Origin of the sequence: Acidovorax sp. NCPPB 3576, from assembly GCF_028473605.1 — a bacterium.
Lineage (GTDB): Bacteria > Pseudomonadota > Gammaproteobacteria > Burkholderiales > Burkholderiaceae_C > Paracidovorax.
This window is the reverse complement of the sequence record NZ_CP097267.1, coordinates 4,642,394-4,665,756: the sequence shown is the minus strand read 5'-3', so window position 1 is coordinate 4,665,756 and position 23,363 is coordinate 4,642,394. Positions and strand designations below refer to the sequence as shown.

30 protein-coding genes and 1 tRNA gene are annotated in these 23,363 nt (G+C 61.1%); 28 read left to right on the top strand and 3 right to left on the bottom strand.

Annotated features, from left to right (window positions below; all coding sequences use genetic code 11):
• Positions 1-41: 41 nt before the first annotated feature.
• Both M5C98_RS21265 and M5C98_RS21260 read right to left on the bottom strand, forming a co-directional pair.
• Positions 42-806: a DeoR/GlpR family DNA-binding transcription regulator gene (locus M5C98_RS21265; protein ID WP_272549424.1), complete on the bottom strand. Its 765-nt coding sequence runs from the start codon at positions 804-806 to the stop codon at positions 42-44.
• 271 nt (positions 807-1,077) lie between these two features.
• Positions 1,078-2,349 carry a porin gene (locus tag M5C98_RS21260; protein ID WP_272549423.1) on the bottom strand — a complete coding sequence of 424 codons (1,272 nt, stop codon included), beginning with the start codon at positions 2,347-2,349 and terminating at the stop codon, positions 1,078-1,080.
• 400 nt (positions 2,350-2,749) lie between these two features.
• Here M5C98_RS21260 and M5C98_RS21255 point away from each other — a divergent pair, with 400 nt between their 5' ends.
• The 26 genes from M5C98_RS21255 (at position 2,750) to M5C98_RS21130 (ending at position 21,286) form a co-directional block, all read left to right on the top strand.
• Positions 2,750-3,832 carry an ABC transporter ATP-binding protein gene (locus M5C98_RS21255; protein ID WP_272549421.1) on the top strand — a complete coding sequence of 361 codons (1,083 nt, stop codon included), beginning with the start codon at positions 2,750-2,752 and terminating at the stop codon, positions 3,830-3,832.
• 1 nt (position 3,833) lies between these two features.
• On the top strand, positions 3,834-4,910 hold the full coding sequence (locus tag M5C98_RS21250) for an ABC transporter ATP-binding protein (RefSeq protein WP_272549420.1): 1,077 nt from the start codon (positions 3,834-3,836) through the stop codon (positions 4,908-4,910).
• The gene (locus tag M5C98_RS21245) at positions 4,907-5,803 is read left to right on the top strand and encodes a carbohydrate ABC transporter permease (protein WP_272549419.1); all 897 of its coding nucleotides are present in this window, start codon (positions 4,907-4,909) and stop codon (positions 5,801-5,803) included. Before M5C98_RS21250 ends, M5C98_RS21245 begins: the two co-directional genes overlap by 4 nt.
• The gene (locus M5C98_RS21240; protein ID WP_272549418.1) at positions 5,796-6,608 is read left to right on the top strand and encodes a carbohydrate ABC transporter permease; all 813 of its coding nucleotides are present in this window, start codon (positions 5,796-5,798) and stop codon (positions 6,606-6,608) included. Before M5C98_RS21245 ends, M5C98_RS21240 begins: the two co-directional genes overlap by 8 nt.
• Positions 6,609-6,759: 151 nt before the next feature.
• A complete protein-coding gene (locus M5C98_RS21235) occupies positions 6,760-7,068 on the top strand; it encodes a DUF2160 domain-containing protein (protein ID WP_272549417.1) in 309 nt (102 codons plus the stop codon).
• A 113-nt stretch (positions 7,069-7,181) separates the two neighbouring features.
• Positions 7,182-8,912: an ABC transporter substrate-binding protein gene (locus M5C98_RS21230; RefSeq protein ID WP_272549415.1), complete on the top strand. Its 1,731-nt coding sequence runs from the start codon at positions 7,182-7,184 to the stop codon at positions 8,910-8,912.
• A gap of 153 nt (positions 8,913-9,065) precedes the next feature.
• Positions 9,066-10,658 (top strand): glycerol-3-phosphate dehydrogenase/oxidase, encoded by a 1,593-nt coding sequence (locus M5C98_RS21225; RefSeq protein ID WP_272549414.1) that lies wholly within the window; start codon positions 9,066-9,068, stop codon positions 10,656-10,658.
• A gap of 194 nt (positions 10,659-10,852) precedes the next feature.
• Positions 10,853-11,221, top strand: a complete 369-nt coding sequence (gene rplN / locus M5C98_RS21220) for a 50S ribosomal protein L14 (protein WP_272549413.1) — start codon at positions 10,853-10,855, stop codon at positions 11,219-11,221.
• Positions 11,222-11,230: 9 nt separating this feature from the next.
• Entirely contained in the window at positions 11,231-11,551 is a 321-nt protein-coding gene (rplX, locus tag M5C98_RS21215) for a 50S ribosomal protein L24 (protein WP_272549412.1), read from the top strand.
• A 9-nt stretch (positions 11,552-11,560) separates the two neighbouring features.
• Positions 11,561-12,100 carry a 50S ribosomal protein L5 gene (rplE, locus tag M5C98_RS21210; protein WP_272549411.1) on the top strand — a complete coding sequence of 180 codons (540 nt, stop codon included), beginning with the start codon at positions 11,561-11,563 and terminating at the stop codon, positions 12,098-12,100.
• 8 nt (positions 12,101-12,108) lie between these two features.
• Positions 12,109-12,414: a 30S ribosomal protein S14 gene (gene rpsN / locus M5C98_RS21205; protein ID WP_272549410.1), complete on the top strand. Its 306-nt coding sequence runs from the start codon at positions 12,109-12,111 to the stop codon at positions 12,412-12,414.
• 20 nt (positions 12,415-12,434) lie between these two features.
• On the top strand, positions 12,435-12,830 hold the full coding sequence (gene rpsH, locus M5C98_RS21200; protein ID WP_005793636.1) for a 30S ribosomal protein S8: 396 nt from the start codon (positions 12,435-12,437) through the stop codon (positions 12,828-12,830).
• 24 nt (positions 12,831-12,854) lie between these two features.
• Positions 12,855-13,388, top strand: a complete 534-nt coding sequence (gene rplF, locus M5C98_RS21195) for a 50S ribosomal protein L6 (RefSeq protein WP_272549408.1) — start codon at positions 12,855-12,857, stop codon at positions 13,386-13,388.
• 11 nt (positions 13,389-13,399) lie between these two features.
• On the top strand, positions 13,400-13,765 hold the full coding sequence (gene rplR, locus M5C98_RS21190) for a 50S ribosomal protein L18 (RefSeq protein ID WP_272549407.1): 366 nt from the start codon (positions 13,400-13,402) through the stop codon (positions 13,763-13,765).
• A 17-nt stretch (positions 13,766-13,782) separates the two neighbouring features.
• Entirely contained in the window at positions 13,783-14,301 is a 519-nt protein-coding gene (rpsE, locus tag M5C98_RS21185; protein WP_272549406.1) for a 30S ribosomal protein S5, read from the top strand.
• 14 nt (positions 14,302-14,315) lie between these two features.
• Complete coding sequence (gene rpmD, locus M5C98_RS21180; protein ID WP_056670941.1) at positions 14,316-14,498, top strand: 50S ribosomal protein L30; 183 nt, start codon at positions 14,316-14,318, stop codon at positions 14,496-14,498.
• 10 nt (positions 14,499-14,508) lie between these two features.
• Positions 14,509-14,940 (top strand): 50S ribosomal protein L15, encoded by a 432-nt coding sequence (rplO, locus tag M5C98_RS21175; RefSeq protein WP_272549405.1) that lies wholly within the window; start codon positions 14,509-14,511, stop codon positions 14,938-14,940.
• A gap of 23 nt (positions 14,941-14,963) precedes the next feature.
• Entirely contained in the window at positions 14,964-16,283 is a 1,320-nt protein-coding gene (gene secY, locus M5C98_RS21170) for a preprotein translocase subunit SecY (protein WP_272549404.1), read from the top strand.
• 153 nt (positions 16,284-16,436) lie between these two features.
• Positions 16,437-16,550, top strand: coding sequence for a 50S ribosomal protein L36 (rpmJ, locus tag M5C98_RS21165; RefSeq protein ID WP_011793797.1), 114 nt, complete (start codon positions 16,437-16,439; stop codon positions 16,548-16,550).
• Between the two features lie 22 nt (positions 16,551-16,572).
• Positions 16,573-16,938 carry a 30S ribosomal protein S13 gene (gene rpsM / locus M5C98_RS21160; protein WP_056670935.1) on the top strand — a complete coding sequence of 122 codons (366 nt, stop codon included), beginning with the start codon at positions 16,573-16,575 and terminating at the stop codon, positions 16,936-16,938.
• Positions 16,939-16,956: 18 nt separating this feature from the next.
• A complete protein-coding gene (gene rpsK, locus M5C98_RS21155; protein WP_011793799.1) occupies positions 16,957-17,361 on the top strand; it encodes a 30S ribosomal protein S11 in 405 nt (134 codons plus the stop codon).
• A gap of 89 nt (positions 17,362-17,450) precedes the next feature.
• A complete protein-coding gene (gene rpsD / locus M5C98_RS21150; protein WP_272549399.1) occupies positions 17,451-18,074 on the top strand; it encodes a 30S ribosomal protein S4 in 624 nt (207 codons plus the stop codon).
• Positions 18,075-18,186: 112 nt separating this feature from the next.
• On the top strand, positions 18,187-19,179 hold the full coding sequence (locus M5C98_RS21145; protein ID WP_272549398.1) for a DNA-directed RNA polymerase subunit alpha: 993 nt from the start codon (positions 18,187-18,189) through the stop codon (positions 19,177-19,179).
• 90 nt (positions 19,180-19,269) lie between these two features.
• Positions 19,270-19,668: a 50S ribosomal protein L17 gene (gene rplQ / locus M5C98_RS21140; protein WP_272549397.1), complete on the top strand. Its 399-nt coding sequence runs from the start codon at positions 19,270-19,272 to the stop codon at positions 19,666-19,668.
• 25 nt (positions 19,669-19,693) lie between these two features.
• Positions 19,694-19,770, top strand: a tRNA-Met gene (locus M5C98_RS21135).
• A 259-nt stretch (positions 19,771-20,029) separates the two neighbouring features.
• Positions 20,030-21,286, top strand: coding sequence for an Hsp70 family protein (locus tag M5C98_RS21130; RefSeq protein ID WP_272549396.1), 1,257 nt, complete (start codon positions 20,030-20,032; stop codon positions 21,284-21,286).
• Positions 21,287-21,354: 68 nt separating this feature from the next.
• Here the strand turns inward: M5C98_RS21130 and rsmI are convergent, their stop codons facing one another.
• On the bottom strand, positions 21,355-22,275 hold the full coding sequence (rsmI, locus tag M5C98_RS21125; protein WP_272549395.1) for a 16S rRNA (cytidine(1402)-2'-O)-methyltransferase: 921 nt from the start codon (positions 22,273-22,275) through the stop codon (positions 21,355-21,357).
• On the opposite strand from rsmI, the gene M5C98_RS21120 reads away from it, so the two are divergent.
• Both M5C98_RS21120 and M5C98_RS21115 read left to right on the top strand, forming a co-directional pair.
• Entirely contained in the window at positions 22,275-22,658 is a 384-nt protein-coding gene (locus M5C98_RS21120; protein ID WP_272549393.1) for a YraN family protein, read from the top strand. The genes rsmI and M5C98_RS21120 overlap by 1 nt on opposite strands.
• A gap of 102 nt (positions 22,659-22,760) precedes the next feature.
• Positions 22,761-23,357, top strand: a complete 597-nt coding sequence (locus M5C98_RS21115) for an SIS domain-containing protein (RefSeq protein ID WP_272549392.1) — start codon at positions 22,761-22,763, stop codon at positions 23,355-23,357.
• Positions 23,358-23,363 lie beyond the last annotated feature (6 nt).

Below are 23,363 nucleotides of genomic sequence, written 5' to 3'. Positions count from 1 at the left end.
TAGGGAAAGGGCCGGCGGGGTGCCGCGGGGCCGTGGGGGCCTCATCCGGCGACGGTGCAGTCCACACCGGCATCGCGCAGCAGCGCGGGAAAGGGCTCGGGCGGCGGCGCATCGGTGAACAGCCGGCCGATCTGCGCCAGCGTGGCGGCCTGCACCATCGCCGCGCGGCTGAACTTGCTGTGGTCTGCGGCCAGCCAGACCTCGCGGGCCTGGGCGATGATGGTTTGCGCCACCTTCACCTCGCGGTAATCGAAGTCGCGCAGCGTGCCGTCCGATTCGATGCCGGAGATGCCGATGAGCGCGATGTCCACCCGGAACTGGCGGATGAAATCCACCGCGGCTTCGCCCACGATGCCGCGGTCGCGCGAGCGCACCACGCCGCCGGCCACGATGACTTCGAAGTCGGGCTTGCCGCTCAGGATGGCGGCCACGTTCAGGTTGTTGGTGATGACGCGCAGGCCCCGGTGGTGCATGAGCGCACGGGCGATGGCTTCGGTGGTGGTGCCGATGTTGAGGATCAGCGAGCAGTCGTTGGGCACCTGGGCTGCCACGGCGCGCGCGATGCGGGCCTTGCCGTCGGCATGCAGGGTTTCGCGCTGCGTGTGCCCGAGGTTCTCGACGGTGGAGGTCGGCACCCGCACGCCGCCGTGGAACCGCCGCACCAGCCCCAGTTCGGCCAGCCGCTGCACGTCGCGCCGCACGGTCTGCAGCGTCACGCCCAAGGTATCGGCCAGTTGCTCCACGGTGGCGGACTGGCGGGAGCGGACTTCTTCGAGCAGGCGCAGTTGGCGGGGGTTGGTGTTCACGTGGGGGTCTGGCAACGAAGCGAAGTGAAAGCGCAGTGCATGCAAAAAGGGCTGGCCTGACTTTAAAGCGAACCAAAACGAACGGATCAAGGGTAAACCTTGATGGGAAACGATCAAGAAGCAACAATCCCGATCCGGATCGAACGCTGAGGCGGAGGGTGCCGCGGTCGGTGCCCCGCAAGGTTTTCGGTGGCCCCGGACGAAAAAAATCCCCCTTGCGGGGGATTTGTCTCGGCGGCCAAAGGCTTCTTTTGGAAGACTGCGGAGCGCGTCAGAACCGGTGGCGAATCGACACGGCGATGCTGTTCACGTCCTTGCCTGGGGAGGCCGCCACGCCTCCGATGAAACCGTTGCCACCCAGAAAGTCCTGCGAAGTGTTCTTGTTTTCCAGGTGCGTCAGCACGGCGCTCACGTCGGTGCGCTTGGACAGCGCGTAGGTGTAGGCCGCGCCGTAGGAGTAGCGGTCGGCATTGAACGGGCGCTTGTCGTTCATGTTGTTGTAGGCCACGGTCACCGTGTGCACGCCGCTGGTGATGCGGTAGCCGACCTGGAACAGGCGGGCGTCCTGCTTGAAGCCCTGGATGAACGCGTTCTGCACCAGGCCCGCCACCGGCGCCGTGGCCGGGTTGGCCGACAGGCTCGCGGCGATGGTGGACAGGTCGCTCGGGTGGTCGTCCTTGATGACGGCGTACTGGCCGGACAGCGTGCCCGGGCCGATGTCCAGCGTGGCACCCAGGATGCCGGTGGTGAGCGACTTTTCGCCCAGTTCGTTGTTGCGGGTGTTGTAGCCGCCGCCGAACGAATAGCCGTCGCCCTTGTAGATCGCCATGATGCCAAGCAGGCGCCGCGCGCTCGGCTTGCCCGCCACCTCGCCGGCGGCGTACATGGCGGTGGCGGTGAGGCCGTCCTTTTGCAGGGCGTACTGGATCGAGTTGCTGACCCGGATGTCGAACGAGTTAGGGATCGCCACCAGTTGTCCCAGGGACAGGCTGGACTCGGTCTTCATCACATCGAAGTTGCCGGTGGCCAGGTAGCCGGGCGTGTACTGGCGGCCGAACGTGAAGGCGCCGAACGGGGTCACCAGACCGCTGAATATCTGGCGGTCGAAGAAGGTTTTGTTCAGGTTGACGCCGATGTTGGAGCCGATCTGATTGGCCACGGCGGTCACCGCGGGCTGCAGGGCCGCTGGCAGGCCCAGCGAGGTGGCCGTGCTCAGCCGGTCGGGCAACTGGCCCAGGGACACGGGACGGTTGCTGGTGTCGCCGGTATCGGCCTCGATCCGCGCTTCCATGGTGAAGATCGCGCGGTAGCCACCGCCCAGGTCTTCGTTGCCCTTGAAGCCCAGGCGCGAGCCTTCCATGTTGCCGCTGATCAGCCGGGTCTGGTTGCCGCCGGGGCCGCCGGTCACATGGCTGACGCCCAGGTCCACGATGCCGTACATGTTGAGGCTGCTGCTGCCCGCCATGCCCGACGTGCTTTGTGCCATGGCGACCGACGATAGACAGGTAAGAACAGCCACCGACAGCACACGCATTTTGTTCATGACATCTCCCAGATACGAAATTGGACGGGAGCGCCGCCGACGCCGCCGACGCTCGTGAATGAAGCCCGAGACTAGGGGCAATGTTTCAAGCGGTAAAGGGTGTGAATACCGAGCAGGGCGTTTGCGACACAGGGGAAAACCCGGAACCTCCAGAGGACGGAGTGCGCTGGAGACGCTGTTTTTTGGCAATCGCCCTCGCTGCAGACGTCTTTCGTTGCACGGCGCGCTGACGGTGGGGCTGGGCGCGCCACTGGCGCCAAGCGAACAAAAACGAATCAATCAAGGGTAAACCTTGATTCAAAACGATCACAAAACAACAAAAATGATCGCAATCGAACAACGAAGACTTGGCCGTGCGCGCTCTGCGCTGCGGTTCGGGTCGCAGAAATGGGGTAGCTGCATGCAGCTGGCACTTGAGAGCATCAACAAGCGGGTAGGGGCCCAGAACTGGCTGCATGGCATGGACATGGCGCTGCAAAGCGGCGCGGTGACCGTTCTGCTGGGCGCCACGCAGGCGGGCAAGACCAGCCTGATGCGCATCATGGCGGGGCTGGACAAGCCGACCGAAGGCACGGTTCGGGTGGATGGCGTGGATGTGACCGGCGTGCCCGTGCGCGAGCGCAACGTGGCCATGGTGTACCAGCAGTTCATCAACTACCCCTCCATGACGGTGGCCGACAACATCGCCTCGCCGCTCAAGCTGCGGGGCGACAAGGGCATCGCCGAGCGCGTGCGCGCGCTGGCCGAGCGGCTGCACATCGACATGTTCCTGAACCGCTATCCGGCCGAGCTGTCGGGCGGGCAGCAGCAGCGCGTGGCGCTGGCCCGGGCCCTGGCCAAGGGCGCGCCGCTGATGCTGCTGGACGAGCCCCTGGTCAACCTCGACTACAAGCTGCGCGAAGAGCTGCGAGACGAATTGACGCAGCTGTTCGCAGCCGGCGACTCCACCGTGGTCTATGCCACCACCGAGCCGGGCGAGGCCCTGCTGCTGGGCGGCTACACCGCCGTGCTGCACGAGGGCGAACTGCTGCAGTACGGCCCCACGGCCGAGGTCTTCCATGCCCCGAGCTCGCTGCGCGTGGCCCGCGCCTTCAGCGACCCGCCGATGAACCTGATCGCCGCCGATGCGGCCGCGGGCGGCGTGCGCATGGCCGGCGGTGGCCTGCTGGCATTGCCGCAGGAGCTGCCTGCGGGCAGCGCCGCGACGGGCCTGACGGTAGGCGTGCGGGCGAGCGCCCTGCGCCTGCAGCCGCGCCCCGGCGACGTGTCGGTGGCCGGCACGGTGGAGCTGGCCGAAATCTCGGGCTCCGACACCTTCGTGCATGCGCACACGCCCTGGGGCGAACTCGTGGCGCAGGTCACGGGTGTGCACTACTTCGACCTGGGCGCGGCCATCACGCTGCACCTGGCACCGGGCGAGGCCTATGTCTTCGGCGCCGACGGCGCCTTGCTGCTGGCGCCCGCGCGCCGGGGAGGGCGCTGAGATGGCGCGCATCAATCTGGATCTGGCGCACGCCTACAAGCCCAACCCGCAGCAGGACAGCGACTACGCGCTGCTGCCGCTGTCGATGGAGTTCCGCGACGGCGGCGCCTACGCCTTGCTCGGCCCCTCGGGGTGCGGCAAGACGACCATGCTCAACATCATGTCGGGCCTGCTCGTGCCCTCGCAGGGGCGCGTGCTGTTCGACGGCAAGGACGTCACCCACGCGAGCCCGCAGGAGCGCAACATCGCCCAGGTGTTTCAGTTCCCGGTGATCTACGACACCATGACGGTGGCCGAGAACCTCGCCTTTCCGCTCAAGAACCGCAAGGTGCCCGAGGCCCAGATCCGCCAGCGCGTCGGCCAGATCGCCGAGATGCTGGACATGAGCGGGCAGCTCGATCAGCGCGCCTCGGGCCTGGCGGCCGATGCCAAGCAGAAGATCTCGCTCGGGCGCGGCCTGGTGCGCTCGGACGTGGCGGCCGTGCTCTTCGACGAGCCGCTCACGGTGATCGATCCGCACCTCAAGTGGCAGCTGCGCCGCAAGCTCAAGCAGATCCACCACGAGCTCAAGCTGACCCTGATCTACGTGACCCACGACCAGGTGGAGGCGCTGACCTTCGCCGAAGAGGTGGTGGTGATGACGCGCGGGCGCGCCGTGCAGGTGGGCGCGGCCGATGCGCTGTTCGAGCGGCCGCAGCACGTGTTCGTGGGCCACTTCATCGGCTCGCCGGGCATGAACTTCCTGCCCGCGCAGGGCGAGGCGGACGCCATCGTCGTCGCGGGCCACCGCCTGGCGCGGCCCGCGGGCAAGGCCCTGCCGGCCGGCGCGCTGCAGGTGGGCGTGCGCCCCGAATACCTGGCCATCGCCACGGCCGGACAGCCCGGCGCGCTGCCCTGCACGGTGGAGAAGGTGCAGGACATCGGCACCTACTTCCTGCTCACGGCCCGCGTGGGCGAGTACACGCTCAAGGCCCGCCTGGGCACGGGCGGGCCCGTGCCTTCGGCGGGCGACACCGTCTGGCTGCAGGTGCTGGGGCGCCACACCTGCTTCTACCAAAACGAGGAACTGCTGGCATGAGCACCACGACCAAACCGGTGAACCAGAAGGCCTGGTTCCTGATCCTGCCCGTCATCCTGTGCGTGGCCTTCTCGGCCATCCTGCCGCTGATGACCGTGGTGAACTACTCGGTGCAGGACATCATCTCGCCCGAGCGGCGCGTGTTCGTCGGCACCGAATGGTTCGCCGCCGTGATGCGCGATGAAGAGCTGCATGCGGCGCTGTGGCGCCAGATCACGTTCTCGCTCGCCGTGCTGGCGGTGGAGATTCCGCTGGGCATCTGCCTGGCACTGTCCATGCCCGCGCAGGGCTGGAAGTCCTCCGCCGTGCTGGTGACGGTGGCGCTGTCGCTGCTGATCCCGTGGAACGTGGTGGGCACCATCTGGCAGATCTATGGCCGCGCCGACATCGGTTTGCTGGGCGCCGCGCTGCAGTACATCGGCATCGACTACAGCTACACCGGCAACGCCACGCAGGCGTGGCTCACCGTGCTGGTGATGGACGTGTGGCACTGGACGCCGCTGGTGGCGCTGCTGTGCTTCGCCGGGCTGCGCTCGATCCCCGACGCCTACTACCAGGCCGCGCGCATCGACGGCGCGAGCAAGTTCGCCGTGTTCCGCTACATCCAGCTGCCCAAGATGCGCGGCGTGCTGATGATCGCGGTGCTGCTGCGCTTCATGGACAGCTTCATGATCTACACCGAGCCCTTCGTGCTCACCGGCGGCGGGCCGGGCAATGCCACCACCTTCCTCAGCCAGTACCTCACGCAGAAGGCCGTGGGCCAGTTCGACCTGGGCCCGGCAGCGGCGTTCTCGCTGATCTACTTCCTCATCATCCTGCTGCTGTGCTTCATCCTCTACAACTGGATGCAGCGCGTGGGCACCGACGCACAGACCGGAGCCGGCCATGAATGAAAAGCGCTTTCGCAAGCGGAGCCTCTTCCTTGCGGCCTACATCGTCTTCGCGCTGCTGCCCATCTACTGGATGGTCAACATGAGCTTCAAGACGAACGCGGAGATCCTCTCCACGTTCTCGTTCTTTCCCCAGCATTTCACCTGGGACAACTACAAGACCATCTTCACCGACGAGTCCTGGTACTCCGGCTACATCAACAGCCTGATCTACGTGGCCATCAACACGGTGATCTCGCTCACCGTGGCGCTGCCGGCGGCCTATGCGTTCTCGCGCTACCAGTTCCTGGGCGACAAGCACGTGTTCTTCTGGCTGTTGACCAACCGCATGACGCCGCCGGCGGTGTTCCTGCTGCCGTTCTTCCAGCTCTACACGACCGTGGGGCTGATGGACACGCACATCGCCGTGGCACTGGCCCACCTGCTGTTCAACGTGCCGCTGGCGGTGTGGATCCTGGAAGGCTTCATGACCGGCATCCCGCGCGAGATCGACGAGACGGCGTACATCGACGGCTACAGCTTCCCGCGCTTTTTCCTGACCATCTTCCTGCCGCTCATCAAGGCCGGCGTGGGTGTGGCAGCGTTCTTTTGCTTCATGTTCAGCTGGGTCGAGCTGCTGCTGGCGCGCACGCTCACCAGCGTGAACGCCAAGCCCATCGTGGCGACGATGACGCGCACCGTGAGCGCTTCCGGCATGGACTGGGCGACCCTGGCCGCGGCCGGCGTGCTCACCATCGTGCCGGGCGCCATCGTCATCTGGTTCGTGCGGCACTACATCGCGAAGGGTTTCGCGATGGGTCGGGTTTGACGTGTGAAAGGGAGCACCAGCATGAATCACACACTTTCACAGCAGAGCGCGCGATGCGTCCAAGGGGAGCGGCAGCCGTGGAACGGGCTTTGCCCGGCCACCAGCTGCGTCCCCCTGGGGGGAAGCGCCGCAGGCGCTCAGGGGGGTAACCATGTTTGAGTGGATGGCCTGGACCACGCCGGTGGCCGTTTTCTTCCTGTGCATCGTGCTCATGCTGGCCGGCATGACGGTGTGGGAAATCAAGTCACCCACCACGCTCCGGCGTGGCTGGCTGCCGCTGGCGACGACGCGCGGCGACCGCCTCTTCATCGGGCTGCTGGCCGCCGCCTACGTGAACCTGGCGTTCGTGGGCATCAGCGGGCATTTGATGCAATGGTTCTCGCTGTCGGCCGAGCCGTCGATCTGGATCAGCTTCGTGCTGTCGATGGCGTTGCTGGCGCTGATCCTGCGCAAGGGCTGACGGCGCGGCTGCCTGGGGTTTTCTCTGCCGCCGGTCCGACCCATCCCCCGGACCCGGCGGCCGCTGGAATGCAAAGGGGAGTCGATTCAACTGACTATCAGGAGACAAGCACTATGAAGATGCAGTATTCGGCGCTGGCGTTGGCCGTCGCGGTCCTGGCCGGCAACACCGCCATGGCGGGCGAGGCAGAGGCCAAGAAGTGGGTGGACAGCGAATTCCAGCCGTCCACCCTGGCCAAGGACCAGCAACTGGCCGAGATGAAATGGTTCATCGACGCGGCCAAGAAGCTGCAGGCCAAGGGCGTGAAGGAAATCTCGGTGGTGTCGGAAACCCTGACCACGCACGAGTACGAGTCCAAGACGCTGGCCAAGGCCTTCGAGGAGATCACCGGCATCAAGGTCAAGCACGACCTGATCCAGGAAGGCGACGTGGTCGAGAAGCTGCAGACTTCGATGCAGTCGGGCAAGTCGATCTATGACGGCTGGATCAGCGACTCCGACCTGATCGGCACGCACTACCGCTACGGCAAGATGATGAACCTGACCGACTACATGTCGGGCGCCGGCAAGGAGTTCACCAACCCCGGGCTGGATCTGAAGGACTTCATCGGCACCAAGTTCACCACCGCGCCGGACGGCAAGCTCTACCAGCTGCCCGACCAGCAGTTCGCCAACCTGTACTGGTTCCGCGCCGACCTGTTCGAGCGCAAGGACCTGAAGGACAAGTTCAAGGCCAAGTACGGCTACGACCTGGGCGTGCCGCTCAACTGGAGCGCCTACGAAGACATCGCCGAATTCTTCAGCAACGACGTGAAGACCATCGACGGCAAGGCCATCTACGGCCACATGGACTACGGCAAGAAGGACCCTTCGCTCGGCTGGCGCTTCACCGACGCGTGGCTGTCCATGGCGGGCGCAGCCGACATCGGCACGCCCAACGGCCTGCCGATCGACGAATGGGGCATTCGCGTGGCGGCGGACAAGTGCACGCCCGTGGGCGCCTCGGTGTCCCGGGGCGGCGCGACCAACTCGCCCGCGGCTGTCTATGCGCTCACCAAGTACGTGGACTGGATGAAGAAGTACGCGCCCAAGGAAGCCATGGGCATGACCTTCGGCGAATCCGGCCCCGTGCCTGCGCAAGGCCAGATCGCCCAGCAGATCTTCTGGTACACCGCCTTCACGGCCGACATGGTCAAGCCCGGCCTGCCCGTGGTGAATGCCGACGGCACGCCCAAGTGGCGCATGGCCCCCGGCCCCAACGGTCCGTACTGGAAGCCCGGCATGCAGAACGGCTACCAGGACGTGGGATCGTGGTCGTTCTTCAGCGGCCATGACGCCAACAAGACGGCCGCCGCCTGGCTCTACGCCCAGTTCGTGACCGCCAAGACCGTCTCGCTCAAGAAGACCATCGTGGGCTTGACGCCCATCCGCGAGAGCGACATCCAGTCCAAGGCCATGACCGACATGGCGCCCAAGCTCGGTGGCCTGGTGGAGTTCTACCGCAGCCCGGCGCGCGTGGCCTGGTCTCCCACTGGCACCAACGTGCCCGACTACCCCAAGCTCGCGCAGCTGTGGTGGAAGAACGTGGCCCAGGCCGTCACGGGCGAGAAGACCCCGCAGGGCGCGATGGACACGCTGGCCGACGAGATGGACCAGGTCATGGCACGCCTGGAGCGCGCCGGCATGGCCCACTGCGCACCCAAGCTCAATCCCAAGGGCGATCCTGCCAAGTGGCTGAGCGACAAGGCCGCTCCGTGGGCCAAGCTGGCCAACGAAAAGCCCAAGGGCGAAACCATTGCCTATGACCGCCTGCTGCAGGCCTGGAAGGACGGCAAGGTGCGCTGACCCGGCAGGATGGGCCGGCGCCCACGCACCGCCGGCCTGGTTTGCCCACCTCCCGCCCTCGTCCTTGTCTGCAAGGGCTTGGGCGGATTTGTTTTTTGCGGTGAATCAAGGGTTAACCCTTGGTTTTTCCGAGACGCATGGACAATCGACCCCATGAATACCGTGACCACCCCCCTGTACACCAAGCGCTCCGAACTGATGGCGCGGCTGGCCGAGCCTCGCCTTTACGACCTGGCGGTGATTGGCGGGGGCGCGACGGGCCTGGGCGTGGCGCTGGACGCTGCCGCGAGGGGCTTCAGCGTGGTCCTGGTGGAGTCGCACGACTTTGCCAAGGGCACGTCCTCGCGGGCCACCAAGCTGGTGCATGGGGGGGTGCGCTATCTGGCGCAAGGCAACATCTCCCTCGTGCGAGAAGCGCTGCACGAGCGCACCACGCTGCTGAACAACGCGCCGCATTTGGCCCAGCCGCTGCCTTTCGTGATGCCGTCGTACCGCTATTGGGAAACGCCGTTCTACGGCGTGGGTTTGAAGGCCTATGACATTCTCGCGGGCAAAGCCGGCTTGGGCGCCACCGAGTTTCTGGGCCGGGAAAGCACCTTGCGGCTGCTGCCCACCGCCCGCAAGGAGGGGCTCAAGGGCGGGGTCAAATACTGGGACGGCCAGTTCGACGATGCCCGCCTGGCGCTCGCGCTGGCCCGTACGGCAGCGCAGCGGGGGGCGTTGCTGGTCAATTACTGTTCCGCGAACGAACTGGTGCACGAAGGCGGCAAGGTTTCGGGTTTGATCTGCGAGGACCGCGAAACCGGCACGACATACACCATCCGGGCAAAGTGCGTAGTCAACGCCACCGGCGTGTGGGTGGATGCGTTCCGCCAGCAGGACGCTGCGGCACTCGGCCGTCCTGCCAAGCCCATCGTGGCGCCCAGCCAGGGCGTGCACATCGTGGTGGACCGCGAGTTTCTGCCTTCCGACCATGCACTCATGGTTCCCAAGACCGCCGATGGCCGGGTGCTCTTTGCCGTGCCGTGGCTGGGCAAGGTCATCCTCGGGACGACCGACAGTCCGCGCCAGGACTTGGCACGCGAGCCCTTGCCGTTCAAAGAAGAAGTGGCTTTCATCCTCAGCGAATCCGCACGGTATCTGACGCGTGCGCCAGCGCCTTCGGATGTGCGCAGCATCTGGGTTGGGCTGCGTCCCCTGGTCAAGCCGCAGGACGACGATGGCGACAACACGAAGAGCATCAGCCGCGAACACACGGTGATCGCGAGTGCCAGCGGACTGGTCACCGTGACCGGCGGGAAATGGACCACCTACCGCGCCATGGCGGAGGATGTGTTGCAAAAATGCTTCACTGCGGGACTGCTGGAGGGGCGCGCCAGCGGCGTGACGCGCATGCTTCCCTTGGTTGGCGCTCCTCAGAAGGCGGTCGAGCACCGCATCAGCGCACCCCAGGGCCTTCACTCCTATGGCAGCGAAGCGCCCTTCATCGCAGCCTTGTCAGGGGCGGGCGCCGTGCTGGCAGAGGGGCTGACCGAGGCAATGGTGCGATTCGCCGCGCGCTATGAATACGCCCGCACGGTGGAAGATGTGCTGGCCCGCCGCAGCCGGATGCTTTTTCTCGATGCCGCTCAGGCTGCCCGCCTGGCGCCGCGCGTGGCCGCAATCCTGCGGGAGGAACTAGACATCGACCCTCAACTGAGTACGTTTCAGGCGCTGGCTGCGCAGTATTTGAATGTGCCGCTTTGAAGTGCTTGACGCCCTTTTCTTTTTTTGACAAAATCGAAGGCTTCGCGTTTAAAGCGCGAGGTTTCTGCCCAGCGGGAAATGCTGCAAATGGTTTGCGGCATGGACGACGGGCCCAAGACTGACTGGCTGATCTTCGGCCCTTGAGGCGTTCTCTGGGGCTGTCAATCCTGCCGGTGCAAGTTGGGAATATTGAAATGATCCAAACAGAATCTCGGTTAGACGTTGCCGACAACACCGGCGCGAAGTCCGTCCTGTGCATCAAGGTGCTGGGTGGTTCCAGGCGTCGTTACGCCAGTGTTGGCGACATCATCAAGGTGAGCATCAAAGAAGCCGCTCCGCGTGGCCGCGTCAAAAAAGGCGAGGTGTACAGCGCAGTGGTGGTTCGTACGGCGAAGGGTATTCGTCGTGGCGACGGCTCGCTCGTCAAATTCGATGGCAACGCAGCAGTGTTGCTCAATGCAAAGCTGGAGCCTATCGGCACCCGCATCTTCGGGCCCGTGACGCGTGAACTGCGTACCGAGAAGTTCATGAAGATCGTGTCTCTGGCTCCTGAAGTTCTCTGAGGACGCGCCATGAACAAGATTCGCAAGGGCGACGAAATCGTTGTGCTCACCGGGCGCGACAAGGGTAAGCGTGGCACGGTGTCGCTGCGCAAGGATGACTCCTATCTGGTCATCGACGGCATCAACCTGGTCAAGAAGCACGTCAAGCCGAACCCCATGAAGGGTACGACTGGCGGCATCGTGGAAAAGGCCATGCCGATCCATCAGTCCAACGTGGCCATCTTCAATGCGGCTACCGGCAAGGCTGATCGTGTAGGTATCAAGGTGCAGGCTGATGGTGCGCGCGTTCGCGTGTTCAAGTCCAGCGGCGCTGAAATCAAGGCGGCCTAAGGAGTCAACATGGCACGACTGCAACAACACTACCGCGAAAAAATCGCCCCCGAACTCGCCAAGCAGTTCGGTTACACCTCTCCGATGCAAGTCCCTCGGCTGACGAAGATCACCCTGAACATGGGTGTGAGCGAAGCCGTGTCGGACAAGAAGGTGATGGACAATGCCGTCGCCGATCTGACCAAGATCGCTGGTCAGAAGCCTGTGGTGACCAAGGCCAAGAAAGCCATCGCCGGTTTCAAGATCCGCGAAGGCCAGGCCATCGGCTGCATGGTCACCCTGCGTGGCGTTCAGATGTACGAATTCCTGGACCGTTTCGTGACCGTGGCCCTGCCCCGCGTCCGTGACTTCCGCGGTATCTCTGGCCGGGCTTTCGATGGCCGTGGCAACTACAACATCGGTGTCAAGGAACAGATCATTTTCCCTGAAATCGAGTACGACAAGGTGGATGCCTTGCGCGGTCTCAACATCAGCATCACCACGACGGCAACAAGCGATGAAGAAGCGAAGGCGCTTCTCGCTGGTTTCCGTTTCCCGTTCAAGAACTGAGGCAGCGTATGGCTAAAGTAGCTTTGATCCAGCGCGAACTGAAGCGCGAAAAATTGGCCGCCAAGTACGCAGCAAAGTATGCGGAATTGAAGGCAGTTGCCAGCGACATGAAGCGCAGCGATGAAGAGCGTGAAGCAGCCCGTCTGGGTTTGCAAAAGCTCCCACGCAATGCCAATCCCACGCGCCAACGCAACCGTTGCGAAATCACCGGTCGCCCACGCGGCACGTTCCGCCAATTCGGTCTGGCTCGCGCAAAGATCCGTGAACTGGCTTTTGCCGGCGACATCCCTGGTGTCACCAAGGCCAGCTGGTAAGCAGGCAGGAGAGATACAACATGAGCATGAGTGATCCCATCGCTGACTTGCTGACCCGCATTCGCAACGCGCAAATGGTGTCCAAGGCAACCGTGCTGGTGCCGTCTTCCAAAGTGAAGATCGCCATCGCACAAGTGCTGAAGGACGAGGGTTATATCGACGGCTTCCAGGTCAAGACCGAAGCCGGCAAGTCCGAACTTGAAATCGCACTGAAGTACTACGCCGGTCGTCCGGTGATCGAGCGTATCGAGCGCGTGAGCCGTCCTGGCCTGCGTGTGTACAAAGGCCGTGATTCCATCCCGCAAGTCATGAACGGTCTGGGTGTGGCAATTGTCACGACACCCAAGGGCGTGATGACCGATCGCAAAGCGCGCGCTACCGGTGTCGGCGGCGAAGTGCTTTGCTACGTCGCTTAAACGTGGCATTGAGGAGTAACTGAAATGTCCCGCGTAGGAAAAATGCCGGTGACCATCCCCGCAGGTGTGGATGTGTCCATCAAGGACGACCAGATCAATGTGAAGGGTACGGGCGGCACGCTGTCGCTGACCCAGAGCGCGCTTGTGAAGGTCTCCATCAAGGACGGCAAGCTCAGCTTTGAGCCTGTCAATGAGTCCCGTGAAGCGAATGCCATGAGTGGCACCATCCGCCAGTTGGTGAACAACATGGTGGTGGGTGTCAGCAAGGGCTTCGAGAAGAAGCTGAACTTGATCGGTGTGGGCTACAAAGCCCAGGCCGCAGGTGCCAAGCTGAATCTGAACGTGGGGTACTCGCATCCCGTGAATTTTGAAATGCCCGCTGGCATCACGGTTGCGACGCCAACCCCGACCGAAATCGTGATCAAGGGTGCCGACCGCCAGCGCGTTGGCCAGTTGGCCGCTGAGATCCGTGCCGTTCGTCCGCCCGAGCCCTACAAAGGCAAAGGCATCCGTTATTCGGACGAAAAAGTCACGATCAAAGAGACCAAGAAGAAATAAGGAGCTGCAACATGTTGACCAAGAAAGAGCAGCGTCTTCGTCGTTCGCGCCAGACCCGCATTCGCATTGCGCAGCAAGGCGTGGCGCGTTTGACGGTGAATCGCACGAACCTTCACATCTACGCCAGTGTTATCTCCGGCGACGGCAGCAAGGTCCTGGCCAGCGCATCGACGGCAGAAGCCGATGTGCGCAAGTCCCTCGGTGGCTCTGGCAAGGGTGGCAATGCCACCGCTGCACAGATCATCGGCAAGCGCATCGCTGAAAAGGCGAAGGCGGCCGGTATCGAGAAGGTTGCATTCGATCGTGCGGGTTTTGCCTATCACGGCCGCGTCAAGGCTTTGGCCGACGCTGCACGTGAAGCTGGCCTGCAGTTCTAAGCGGAGCGAAATACAAAATGGCTAAATTTCAACCCAAAGTGCAGAGCGAAGGTCAGGACGACGGTCTGCGCGAAAAAATGATCGCGGTGAACCGCGTGACCAAAGTCGTGAAGGGCGGCCGTATTCTCGGTTTCGCCGCACTGACTGTGGTCGGCGACGGTGATGGCCGCGTCGGCATGGGTAAGGGCAAATCGAAAGAAGTGCCTGCAGCCGTGCAAAAGGCCATGGAAGAAGCCCGCCGCAATCTGGTGAAGGTGTCGCTCAAGAACGGCACGATTCACCATCAAGTGACGGGCCACCATGGCGCTGCACACGTGATGATGGCTCCTGCCCCCAAGGGTACGGGCATCATCGCAGGCGGTCCGATGCGTGCTGTGTTCGAAGTGTTGGGCATCACCGACATCGTGGCCAAGAGCCACGGTTCGTCGAACCCCTACAACATGGTTCGCGCAACGTTCGATGCGCTGGTGCATTCCACGACCCCTTCGGAAGTGGCAGCCAAGCGCGGCAAGTCGGTCGAAGACATCTTCGCCTGAACGGAGTTGAGCAAATGACTACGCAACAAACCGTCAAGATTCAACTGGTGCGCAGCCCGATCGGCACCAAGGAATCGCACCGTGCCACCGTACGCGGCCTGGGCCTGCGCAAGCTGAACAGCATCAGCGAACTGCAGGACAGCCCTGAAGTGCGCGGCATGATTAACAAGATCAGCTATCTGGTCAAAGTCCTCTGAGAGATTGATGATGGAACTCAATAGCATCAAGCCTGCAGACGGAGCCAAGCATGCCAAGCGCCGCGTTGGTCGCGGCATCGGTTCTGGTCTGGGTAAGACCGCAGGTCGCGGTCACAAGGGTCAAAAATCGCGCTCTGGCGGTTACCACAAGGTGGGCTTCGAAGGCGGTCAAATGCCTCTGCAGCGTCGTCTGCCGAAGCGCGGCTTCAAGTCCCATCTGCTGAAGTTCAATGCGGAAGTGACCTTGACGGCGCTGGACCAGTTGGGTCTTGCTGAAGTCGACCTGCTGGCTCTCAAGAGTGCCGGTTTGGTCGGCCAAATGATCAAGGTGGTGAAGATCATCAAGAGCGGCGAACTGAGCAAGTCGGTCAAGTTGACTGGCATCGGTGCAACGGCGGGCGCGAAGGCGGCCATCGAAGCTGCCGGCGGTAGCCTGGCTTGAACACGTTCTGAAGGAACGCATCTGTGGCTACTAACGCAGCTCAAATTGCGAAGACCGGTAAGTTCGGCGATTTGCGTCGCCGGCTGGTTTTTCTGCTGCTGGCGTTGGTCGTGTACCGCATCGGAGCGCACATTCCCGTGCCGGGCATTGATCCGGCGCAGCTGCAACAGCTATTCAGTGGCCAGCAGGGTGGCATTCTGAACCTGTTCAACATGTTCTCGGGTGGAGCGCTTTCGCGTTTCACGGTTTTCGCTCTGGGGATCATGCCGTATATTTCGGCTTCGATCATCATGCAGCTAATGACCTACGTCGTTCCGACGTTCGAGCAGCTGAAGAAGGAAGGCGAAGCAGGGCGGCGCAAGATCACGCAATATACGCGTTATGGAACGTTGGGCTTGGCCATATTCCAATCGCTGGGCATTGCCGTGGCGTTGGAGAGTTCTGCAGGTTTGGTTCTGAGTCCCGGATTCGGGTTTCGGATGACCGCAGTAGTGAGCTTGACGGCTGGTACGATGTTTTTGATGTGGTTGGGCGAGCAAATCACTGAGCGTGGCTTAGGCAACGGAATTTCGATTCTGATCTTCGCAGGTATCGCTGCAGGTCTGCCGAGTTCTATCGGTGGATTGCTGGAGTTGGTGCGCACAGGTGCTATGAGCATTCTCGCAGCGATTTTCATTGTGTTGGTCGTAGCCGCGGTGACCTATTTCGTCGTGTTCGTCGAAAGGGGTCAACGGAAGATCCTCGTTAATTATGCGAGACGTCAGGTGGGCAATAAGGTATATGGTGGCCAGTCGTCACATCTGCCGTTGAAGCTCAACATGGCAGGGGTGATTCCACCGATCTTTGCTTCGTCCATCATTCTGTTGCCGGCAACAGTGGTGAACTGGTTCAGCTCGGGTGAATCGATGCGTTGGTTGCGTGACATTTCTGGAGCACTGACCCCGGGTCAGCCGATCTATGTGATGTTCTACGCCGCAGCCATTGTGTTCTTTTGCTTCTTCTACACCGCATTGGTGTTCAACAGCCGGGAGACTGCAGATAACTTGAAGAAGAGCGGTGCCTTCATTCCTGGGATTCGTCCAGGAGAACAGACGGCTCGCTACATCGACAAGATATTGGTTCGCTTGACACTGGCTGGAGCGGTGTACATCACCTTTGTGTGCTTGCTCCCTGAGTTCATGATTCTGAAGTACAACGTGCCGTTTTATTTTGGCGGTACCTCTTTGCTGATCATTGTGGTGGTCACCATGGACTTCATGGCCCAGGTGCAAAACTACATGATGTCGCAGCAGTACGAGTCTCTGCTAAAGAAGGCCAACTTCAAAGCAACACCTGGCAGCTAAGTCAGTCAAACATGAGTGGAATCTTGGCAAATGCGCTATAGTGGCGGGTTGGCCTTGGTGGATACGGTTTATTGATGCCTTCGATCTATCGCGGGCGCAAATTGTGTTCCGCGCAATCGGCCGGGACGAAAAGACGAGTTTTAGGAGAATGAAATGAGAGTTTCGGCTTCGGTCAAAAAAATCTGCCGCAACTGCAAGATCATCCGCCGCAAGGGTGTGGTGCGCGTGATCTGCACGGACATGCGCCATAAGCAGCGCCAAGGTTGATTGAAAGTATTAGAGGACGCATATGGCACGTATCGCTGGCATTAATATTCCGCCGCATCAGCATGCTGAAATCGGCTTAACCGCCATTTTTGGCATCGGTCGCACTCGCGCTCGCAAGATTTGCGAAGCATGTGACATCGCTTACTCGAAGAAGATCAAAGATCTGACAGATGGCGATCTTGAAAAAATTCGCGACCAAATCGCACAGTTCACCATCGAAGGGGACCTGCGCCGCGAAACCACGATGAACATCAAGCGTTTGATGGACATCGGCTGCTATCGCGGCTTCCGCCACCGTCGCGGTCTGCCTATGCGTGGTCAGCGTACGCGCACCAATGCTCGCACTCGCAAGGGTCCGCGTAAGGGTGCCGCAGCGCTGAAGAAGTAAAAAGATTGAAAGATCAACATGGCAAAGTCTCCCGCCAATAACGCTGCACAGCGCGTTCGCAAGAAGGTTCGCAAGAACGTTTCGGACGGCATCGCGCATGTGCATGCGTCGTTCAACAACACCATCATCACGATCACTGATCGTCAAGGCAATGCTCTGTCTTGGGCGTCGTCGGGTGGTCAAGGTTTTAAGGGTTCGCGCAAGTCCACGCCTTTCGCTGCACAGGTTGCATCGGAAGTCGCGGGTCGCGCTGCCATTGAGCAAGGCATCAAAAATCTTGATGTCGAGATCAAGGGTCCTGGTCCTGGTCGTGAATCGTCAGTGCGCGCGCTGGGCGCTTTGGGTATTCGTATTACGTCGATCTCTGACGTAACGCCAGTTCCCCATAACGGCTGCCGTCCTCAGAAGCGCCGTCGCATCTAATTTTTGTAAGCCCACCGCCACCTGATTGCTTTGGCAGCAGGTGGCTCCCGCAATGATGTTGCGGAAGATGACAATCCAAGGAAGTTCAAGTGGCACGTTACCTCGGCCCCAAGGCCAAACTCTCCCGCCGTGAAGGCACCGACCTGTTCCTGAAGAGCGCTCGCCGTTCCATTGCGGATAAGTCTAAGTTCGACTCCAAGCCTGGTCAACATGGCCGCACCTCCGGGGCTCGCACGTCTGATTACGGCCTTCAGTTGCGTGAAAAGCAGAAGGTCAAGCGGATGTACGGGGTGCTGGAAAAGCAATTCCGTCGCTATTTTGAGGCTGCTGATCGCCGTAAAGGCAACACCGGTGCCAATCTGCTGTTCCTGTTGGAGTCGCGGCTGGACAACGTTGTTTACCGCATGGGCTTCGGTTCTACGCGTGCAGAAGCCCGTCAGTTGGTATCGCACAAGGCGATCACGGTGAACGGCCAGTCCGTCAACATCGCTTCGTACCTCGTCAAGACGGGCGATGTGGTGGCTGTGCGTGAAAAGTCCAAGAAGCAAGGTCGCGTGGTCGAAGCATTGCAACTGGCCCAGCAAGTGGGCATGCCAGCTTGGGTGGAAGTGAATGCCGACAAGGCAGAGGGTATCTTCAAGAAGGTTCCGGATCGCGATGAATTCGGCGCTGACATCAACGAATCCCTGATCGTTGAACTCTATTCGCGCTAATTCTTTTAGCGCATATTCGAGAAAATTGTTCCTATACCGCGAGGCATCGCGGTATAGGCGCTTCACCAGCCTTACCGGTGTAACGAGCTGGGGGTATTGAGAGGAAGTCTGAATGCAAACCAATTTGCTGAAACCCAAGGCGATCAATGTCGAACAGCTTGGTCACAATCGTGCCAAGGTGGCGTTGGAGCCCTTTGAGCGCGGTTACGGCCACACTCTGGGCAATGCCATTCGCCGTGTTCTGCTCTCGTCCATGGTGGGTTACGCAGCAACAGAAGTCACGATAGCAGGCGTCTTGCACGAGTATTCATCCATTGATGGTGTGCAGGAAGATGTTGTGAACATCTTGCTGAATCTCAAGGGCGTGGTGTTCAAGCTCCACAACCGCGATGAAGTCACGCTGAGCCTTCGTAAGGACGGCGAGGGTGTGGTCACGGCGCGGGATATCCAGACGCCTCATGACGTTGAAATCGTCAATCCTGATCACGTTATTGCCCATCTGTCGCAGGGCGGCAAGCTGGACATGCAGATCAAGGTGGAAAAAGGCCGTGGCTATGTGCCAGGCAATCTGCGCCGTTATGCCGACGAGTCGACGAAGTCGATCGGCCGCATCGTGCTGGATGCATCTTTTTCCCCGGTTAAGCGCGTGAGCTATACCGTGGAAAGCGCCCGCGTTGAGCAGCGCACCGATCTGGACAAGCTGGTTGTCGAAATCGAAACCAATGGTGCTATCACTGCGGAAGATGCAGTGCGCGCATCCGCCAAGATTTTGGTGGAACAGTTGGCGGTGTTTGCACAACTCGAAGGCGGCGAATTGGCTGCATTCGATGCACCTGCAGGTCCTCGCGGCAGTGCAACGTTCGATCCGATCTTGCTGCGCCCTGTGGACGAGTTGGAATTGACAGTACGCTCTGCCAATTGCTTGAAGGCCGAGAACATCTACTACATCGGTGACCTGATCCAGCGCACCGAAAACGAGTTGCTGAAGACGCCTAATCTGGGCCGTAAGTCACTCAATGAAATCAAGGAAGTTTTGGCTTCCCGTGGTTTGACTCTGGGAATGAAGCTGGAAAACTGGCCGCCTGCAGGCCTCGATAAGCGTTAAGCTATAATTTTGGGTTCCCTCAATGGGAGCCAGTGCCTTGGGCAGTACCTGATACGGCTGCCCGATTTAATTACTCATAAGGAAAGCACCATGCGCCACGGACACGGCCTTCGCAAACTCAATCGCACCAGCTCGCACCGACTCGCGATGCTGCAGAACATGATGAACTCGCTCATCGAGCACGAGGCCATCAAGACCACGCTGCCCAAGGCCAAGGAACTGCGCCGTGTGGTGGAGCCCATGATCACTTTGGCAAAGGAAGATACCTTAGCCAATCGCCGCTTGGCATTCGATCGCCTGCGTGATCGTGACAGCGTGACCAAGCTGTTCAATGTGCTCGGCCCCCGTTTCAAGGCACGTCCAGGCGGCTACACGCGTATCCTGAAGATGGGCTTCCGCGTGGGGGACAATGCACCCATGGCGTATGTCGAACTGGTTGATCGCGCAGAAGAATCTGCAGAAACCGTAAATGCTTCCGCAGAAGCATAAAAGTAGGTTATAATTTATCTCTTGCCGCGCGATGGAGCAGTCTGGTAGCTCGTTGGGCTCATAACCCAAAGGTCGGAGGTTCAAATCCTCCTCGCGCAACCAACATAGCGGAAACGCTTTCAAAAAAGCCCACTCATAAGTGGGCTTTTTTGTTTTTGCCCTGGAAAGCAGGATCCTCAACCTAGTGGGATACCTTTGCTGTCCCATGCGATCGATGGGGTATCGCCCTCCGTTATCAATGTCGAGAAGTCTCAATGGCACTGAATTGCCTTGATGAGCACTTGGCGACGACTCCTCTATTGTTTTTACGAACGCTTTCTTAATTTCGGGAGTCGATGCCCCATCTCCCGATCTGTTCACGATGACATTTTCAGAAGAAACCACCCTTGGCATTGATTTCGGAACCTCAAACTCGGCGATGGCATTACGCCGAGGCCGTGGCCCGGTGCAATTGCTTTCCTTGGAGGGGGCCGCCACCACTTTGCCGACAGCTTTGTTTTTCAATGCGGAAGACCATCGGACACACATCGGACGCGATGCTGTAGCGCATTACCTTGCAGGTACAGAGGGGCGATTGATGCGGTCGCTGAAAAGCCTTTTGGGCAGTGCGTTACTTCAGGACAAGACCGCAGTGCACCAGAACATGGTGAGTTATCAAGACATCATTGCGCTGTTCTTGCGCACGCTGGCGGGGCAGGCCAGGCAGGTGCTGGGCGCAATGCCCAGCCGCGTGGTCATGGGTCGGCCGGTGCACTTTGTTGACGGTGATAAGGTGCGTGATGCACAAGCAGAAGATGCCCTGCGTCAGGCCGCTTTGGATGCGGGATTCAACAACGTGTCGTTCCAGTTGGAGCCCATCGCGGCAGCGCTGGACCATGAGCAAAGAATTTCGCAGGAATCGTTGGTGTTGGTGGTAGACATCGGAGGAGGCACTTCGGATTTCACAGTGGTACGCCTCGGGCCTGAGCGTGCGCTGCAGGCAGACCGCAGTTCCGATGTGCTGGCGACTTCCGGCGTTCACATCGGTGGAACTGACTTCGACCAACGATTGAGTCGTGCCCAAGTGATGCCTCTCCTCGGCTTGCGCCATATCGGGCCCAGTGGTCGCGAAGTTCCCAGTCGCGTATTCTTCGATTTGTCGACTTGGCACCTGATCCAGTGGCTATACAGCGCCAAAGCACTGCGGGAAGCACAAGGGCTTCGGGCCGACTATGCAGACCCTCGTTTGCACGACCGCTTGATGGAGGTGCTCAACGAACGTTGGGGACACCGCTTGGCCAATGAGGTGGAGCAGGCCAAGATCTTTGTTTCCCAAAATAGCGCTAGGCAGCCCATCGTACTGGATTGGCTCGAATCCGGCCTGCAATCTTTCATATCGCCCGATGTTTTGGAGGCTCAACTTGAAGGGCCCTTGGGGCAGATCGTGAATTGCGCTCGAGAGTGCTTGCTCAAGGCTGGGCTGGACGCCAGTGGCATCGATGCCATTTATCTCACCGGAGGTTCCTCTGCATTGCGCCCGCTGCGTACGGCATTGAAAAGCGCTTTCCCGCAGGTGCCTCAGATCGAAGGCGATCTGTTCGGCGGCGTGGCCTCTGGTTTGGCCTACACCGTCAACTGACCCGCTAAGGCCATCCCAAAGATGCAAGGCATCTGGCGGCGGAATGGCTTGCGATCTCTCAAGTTCTCCTACGCGTCCTCTGTCCCTTCCTGCTTGAACGCCAATGCCGATTCATAGAGGGCATTGCGCGATGCCCCTGTGATCTCTGCCGCCAGCCGAACGGCGGATTTGAGGGGTAGTTCCTGCATCAATAACTTCAAGACACGCAAGCTGTCTCCTTCGTCTTGCGTCGGCTGCACAGGGTGCAATAACACTACGAACTCGCCCCTGCAGCGTTGTGTCCCTTCGGCCAGCCAAGCCGGCAGCGCACGCGCTGGCTGAGTGGCAATTTCTTCGAACTGTTTGGTCAGTTCACGTGCGAGCGTCACCTGCCGATCGCCAAGCACTGCAAGGGCCAGGGCCAGTTCGGCGATGCGGTGCGGCGCTTCCAGCAACACCACGCACCGTGTCTCCACCGACAGCCGCTGCACGGCTGTCGCCCGCTCACCGCTCTTGGTGGGAAGAAAACCAGCAAAAAGAAACCCTTCGGCGCTCTGAGCGACCGCGCCCGCTGCACTGAGTGCCGAGGTCACGCTGCTGGCCCCCGGCAAGGGTACAGCGCGCAACCCGGCCGCGTGCACAGCTGCGACCAGCCGCGCTCCCGGGTCGCTGACGCCCGGGGTACCGGCATCGCTGGCGTAAGCCACCCGCTGGCCAGCACGCAAACGTTCCACCACTGAAAGCGATGCTTCAGCCTCGTTGTGCTGGTGAAGCGCCAGCCACTGGCCGCCGTTTTTCTCTATGCCATAGGCGCGCAGCAACGCCTGGGTATGCCGGGTGTCTTCGCACGCGATGGTGTCTGCCAATTGCAGCACGTGCAGTGCCCGCAGCGTGATGTCGGCCAGATTGCCGATGGGGGTGGCTACGACGTACAGAGCCCCTTGCGGATAATGCTGCGCAGCCGCCGCGTCGCGTGCGGCGTTCAGGGCTGAAGCGAAAGAGGCGCTCAATGGGATTCCTTGGGAAAAAACCGGTGGCCACTACGCGCGTGGTCGGCAATGCTGCCGAAGACCGTGCGTTGGCTCACCTCCAGGCCGCTGGACTGCGGCTAATCGAGCGCAATTATCGAACGCCAGGGCGTGGCGGTGGCGAGATCGACCTGATCGTTCGCGAGCGCGATGGCACCGTGGTGTTCGTAGAGGTCCGAAGCCGCGCCAGCAGCGCGTTTGGTGGCGCCGGTGCCAGCATCGGCCGGGTCAAGCAGCAGCGGATCGTATTCGCCGCCCGTTGTTACTTGATGCGCATGCCTGCGCCACCGCCATGTCGCTTCGATGCCGTGCTGGTGGAGGGCGAAACGGTGCAGTGGCTGCGTGGCGCTTTTGATGCGCACTGATCCCGTGAGTCATTGCCTGAGCAGACGAGGATGCAGTGTTTTACGCCTGCCTCCGATGGTTGACCAAAACGGCATCGACCCCACGAGTATCATCGTTGCCTCATGCTCGAGCAACGCATCCAACAGCATTTCATCGACAGCGCCGACCTCAAATACCAGTCCGCGCAGACCCTGAGCCATCCCATCGCTTCCGCTGTGCAGGCGATCCTCGCCTGCGTCACCAGTGGCGGCAAGGTGCTTGCCTGTGGCAGCGGCCCAGCCGCAGCGCAGGCGCAGCAGTTTGCTGCGCTGTGCATAGCCGGGTTCGAACGGGATCGGCCTGAACTGGCGGCGATGGCATTGGCCCCCGACGCGATCTGGACCCCCGCAGGCGTGGACGGCCCTGATATCGACGCGCTGGCTCGCCAGGTACGCGCGCTGGGGCAGGCCGGCGACGTGTTGCTGGCCATTTCGGAGTCCGGCAACGATCTGCCGCTACTGGCCGCATGCGACGCTTCGCATGAAAGGGACATGACAGTGATCGCTCTGTCGGGGCGCAGCGGCGGTCGGCTGGCTGGCATGCTGCGCGAGACCGATGTCTTGATCGCCGTGCCCCATGATCGGGCTGCGCGCGTGCGGGAGGTGCATGCGCTCATCCTGCACTGCCTGTGCGACGGCGTGGATGCCCAATTACTTGGTGAACAGGAGATACCGCTATGAACTTCC

Excerpts from the sequence above, each read along its gene's own strand:
- M5C98_RS21245 (WP_272549419.1), top strand. The coding sequence starts at position 4,907 with ATGAGCACCACGACCAAACCGGTGAACCAGAAGGCCTGGTTCCTGATC.
- rpsM (WP_056670935.1), top strand. The coding sequence starts at position 16,573 with ATGGCACGTATCGCTGGCATTAATATTCCGCCGCATCAGCATGCTGAA.
- rplQ (WP_272549397.1), top strand. The coding sequence starts at position 19,270 with ATGCGCCACGGACACGGCCTTCGCAAACTCAATCGCACCAGCTCGCAC.
- rplF (WP_272549408.1), top strand. The coding sequence starts at position 12,855 with ATGTCCCGCGTAGGAAAAATGCCGGTGACCATCCCCGCAGGTGTGGAT.
- rplO (WP_272549405.1), top strand. The coding sequence starts at position 14,509 with ATGGAACTCAATAGCATCAAGCCTGCAGACGGAGCCAAGCATGCCAAG.
- rplN (WP_272549413.1), top strand. The coding sequence starts at position 10,853 with ATGATCCAAACAGAATCTCGGTTAGACGTTGCCGACAACACCGGCGCG.
- M5C98_RS21115 (WP_272549392.1), top strand. The coding sequence starts at position 22,761 with ATGCTCGAGCAACGCATCCAACAGCATTTCATCGACAGCGCCGACCTC.
- rpsE (WP_272549406.1), top strand. The coding sequence starts at position 13,783 with ATGGCTAAATTTCAACCCAAAGTGCAGAGCGAAGGTCAGGACGACGGT.
- M5C98_RS21255 (WP_272549421.1), top strand. The coding sequence starts at position 2,750 with ATGCAGCTGGCACTTGAGAGCATCAACAAGCGGGTAGGGGCCCAGAAC.
- rplE (WP_272549411.1), top strand. The coding sequence starts at position 11,561 with ATGGCACGACTGCAACAACACTACCGCGAAAAAATCGCCCCCGAACTC.
- M5C98_RS21225 (WP_272549414.1), top strand. The coding sequence starts at position 9,066 with ATGAATACCGTGACCACCCCCCTGTACACCAAGCGCTCCGAACTGATG.
- M5C98_RS21230 (WP_272549415.1), top strand. The coding sequence starts at position 7,182 with ATGAAGATGCAGTATTCGGCGCTGGCGTTGGCCGTCGCGGTCCTGGCC.
- M5C98_RS21130 (WP_272549396.1), top strand. The coding sequence starts at position 20,030 with ATGACATTTTCAGAAGAAACCACCCTTGGCATTGATTTCGGAACCTCA.
- M5C98_RS21250 (WP_272549420.1), top strand. The coding sequence starts at position 3,834 with ATGGCGCGCATCAATCTGGATCTGGCGCACGCCTACAAGCCCAACCCG.
- M5C98_RS21235 (WP_272549417.1), top strand. The coding sequence starts at position 6,760 with ATGTTTGAGTGGATGGCCTGGACCACGCCGGTGGCCGTTTTCTTCCTG.
- rplR (WP_272549407.1), top strand. The coding sequence starts at position 13,400 with ATGTTGACCAAGAAAGAGCAGCGTCTTCGTCGTTCGCGCCAGACCCGC.
- M5C98_RS21120 (WP_272549393.1), top strand. The coding sequence starts at position 22,275 with ATGGGATTCCTTGGGAAAAAACCGGTGGCCACTACGCGCGTGGTCGGC.
- M5C98_RS21260 (WP_272549423.1), bottom strand. The coding sequence starts at position 2,349 with ATGAACAAAATGCGTGTGCTGTCGGTGGCTGTTCTTACCTGTCTATCG.
- rpsH (WP_005793636.1), top strand. The coding sequence starts at position 12,435 with ATGAGCATGAGTGATCCCATCGCTGACTTGCTGACCCGCATTCGCAAC.
- rpsN (WP_272549410.1), top strand. The coding sequence starts at position 12,109 with ATGGCTAAAGTAGCTTTGATCCAGCGCGAACTGAAGCGCGAAAAATTG.
- rpsK (WP_011793799.1), top strand. The coding sequence starts at position 16,957 with ATGGCAAAGTCTCCCGCCAATAACGCTGCACAGCGCGTTCGCAAGAAG.
- M5C98_RS21145 (WP_272549398.1), top strand. The coding sequence starts at position 18,187 with ATGCAAACCAATTTGCTGAAACCCAAGGCGATCAATGTCGAACAGCTT.
- M5C98_RS21240 (WP_272549418.1), top strand. The coding sequence starts at position 5,796 with ATGAATGAAAAGCGCTTTCGCAAGCGGAGCCTCTTCCTTGCGGCCTAC.
- rpmJ (WP_011793797.1), top strand. The coding sequence starts at position 16,437 with ATGAGAGTTTCGGCTTCGGTCAAAAAAATCTGCCGCAACTGCAAGATC.
- rplX (WP_272549412.1), top strand. The coding sequence starts at position 11,231 with ATGAACAAGATTCGCAAGGGCGACGAAATCGTTGTGCTCACCGGGCGC.
- rpmD (WP_056670941.1), top strand. The coding sequence starts at position 14,316 with ATGACTACGCAACAAACCGTCAAGATTCAACTGGTGCGCAGCCCGATC.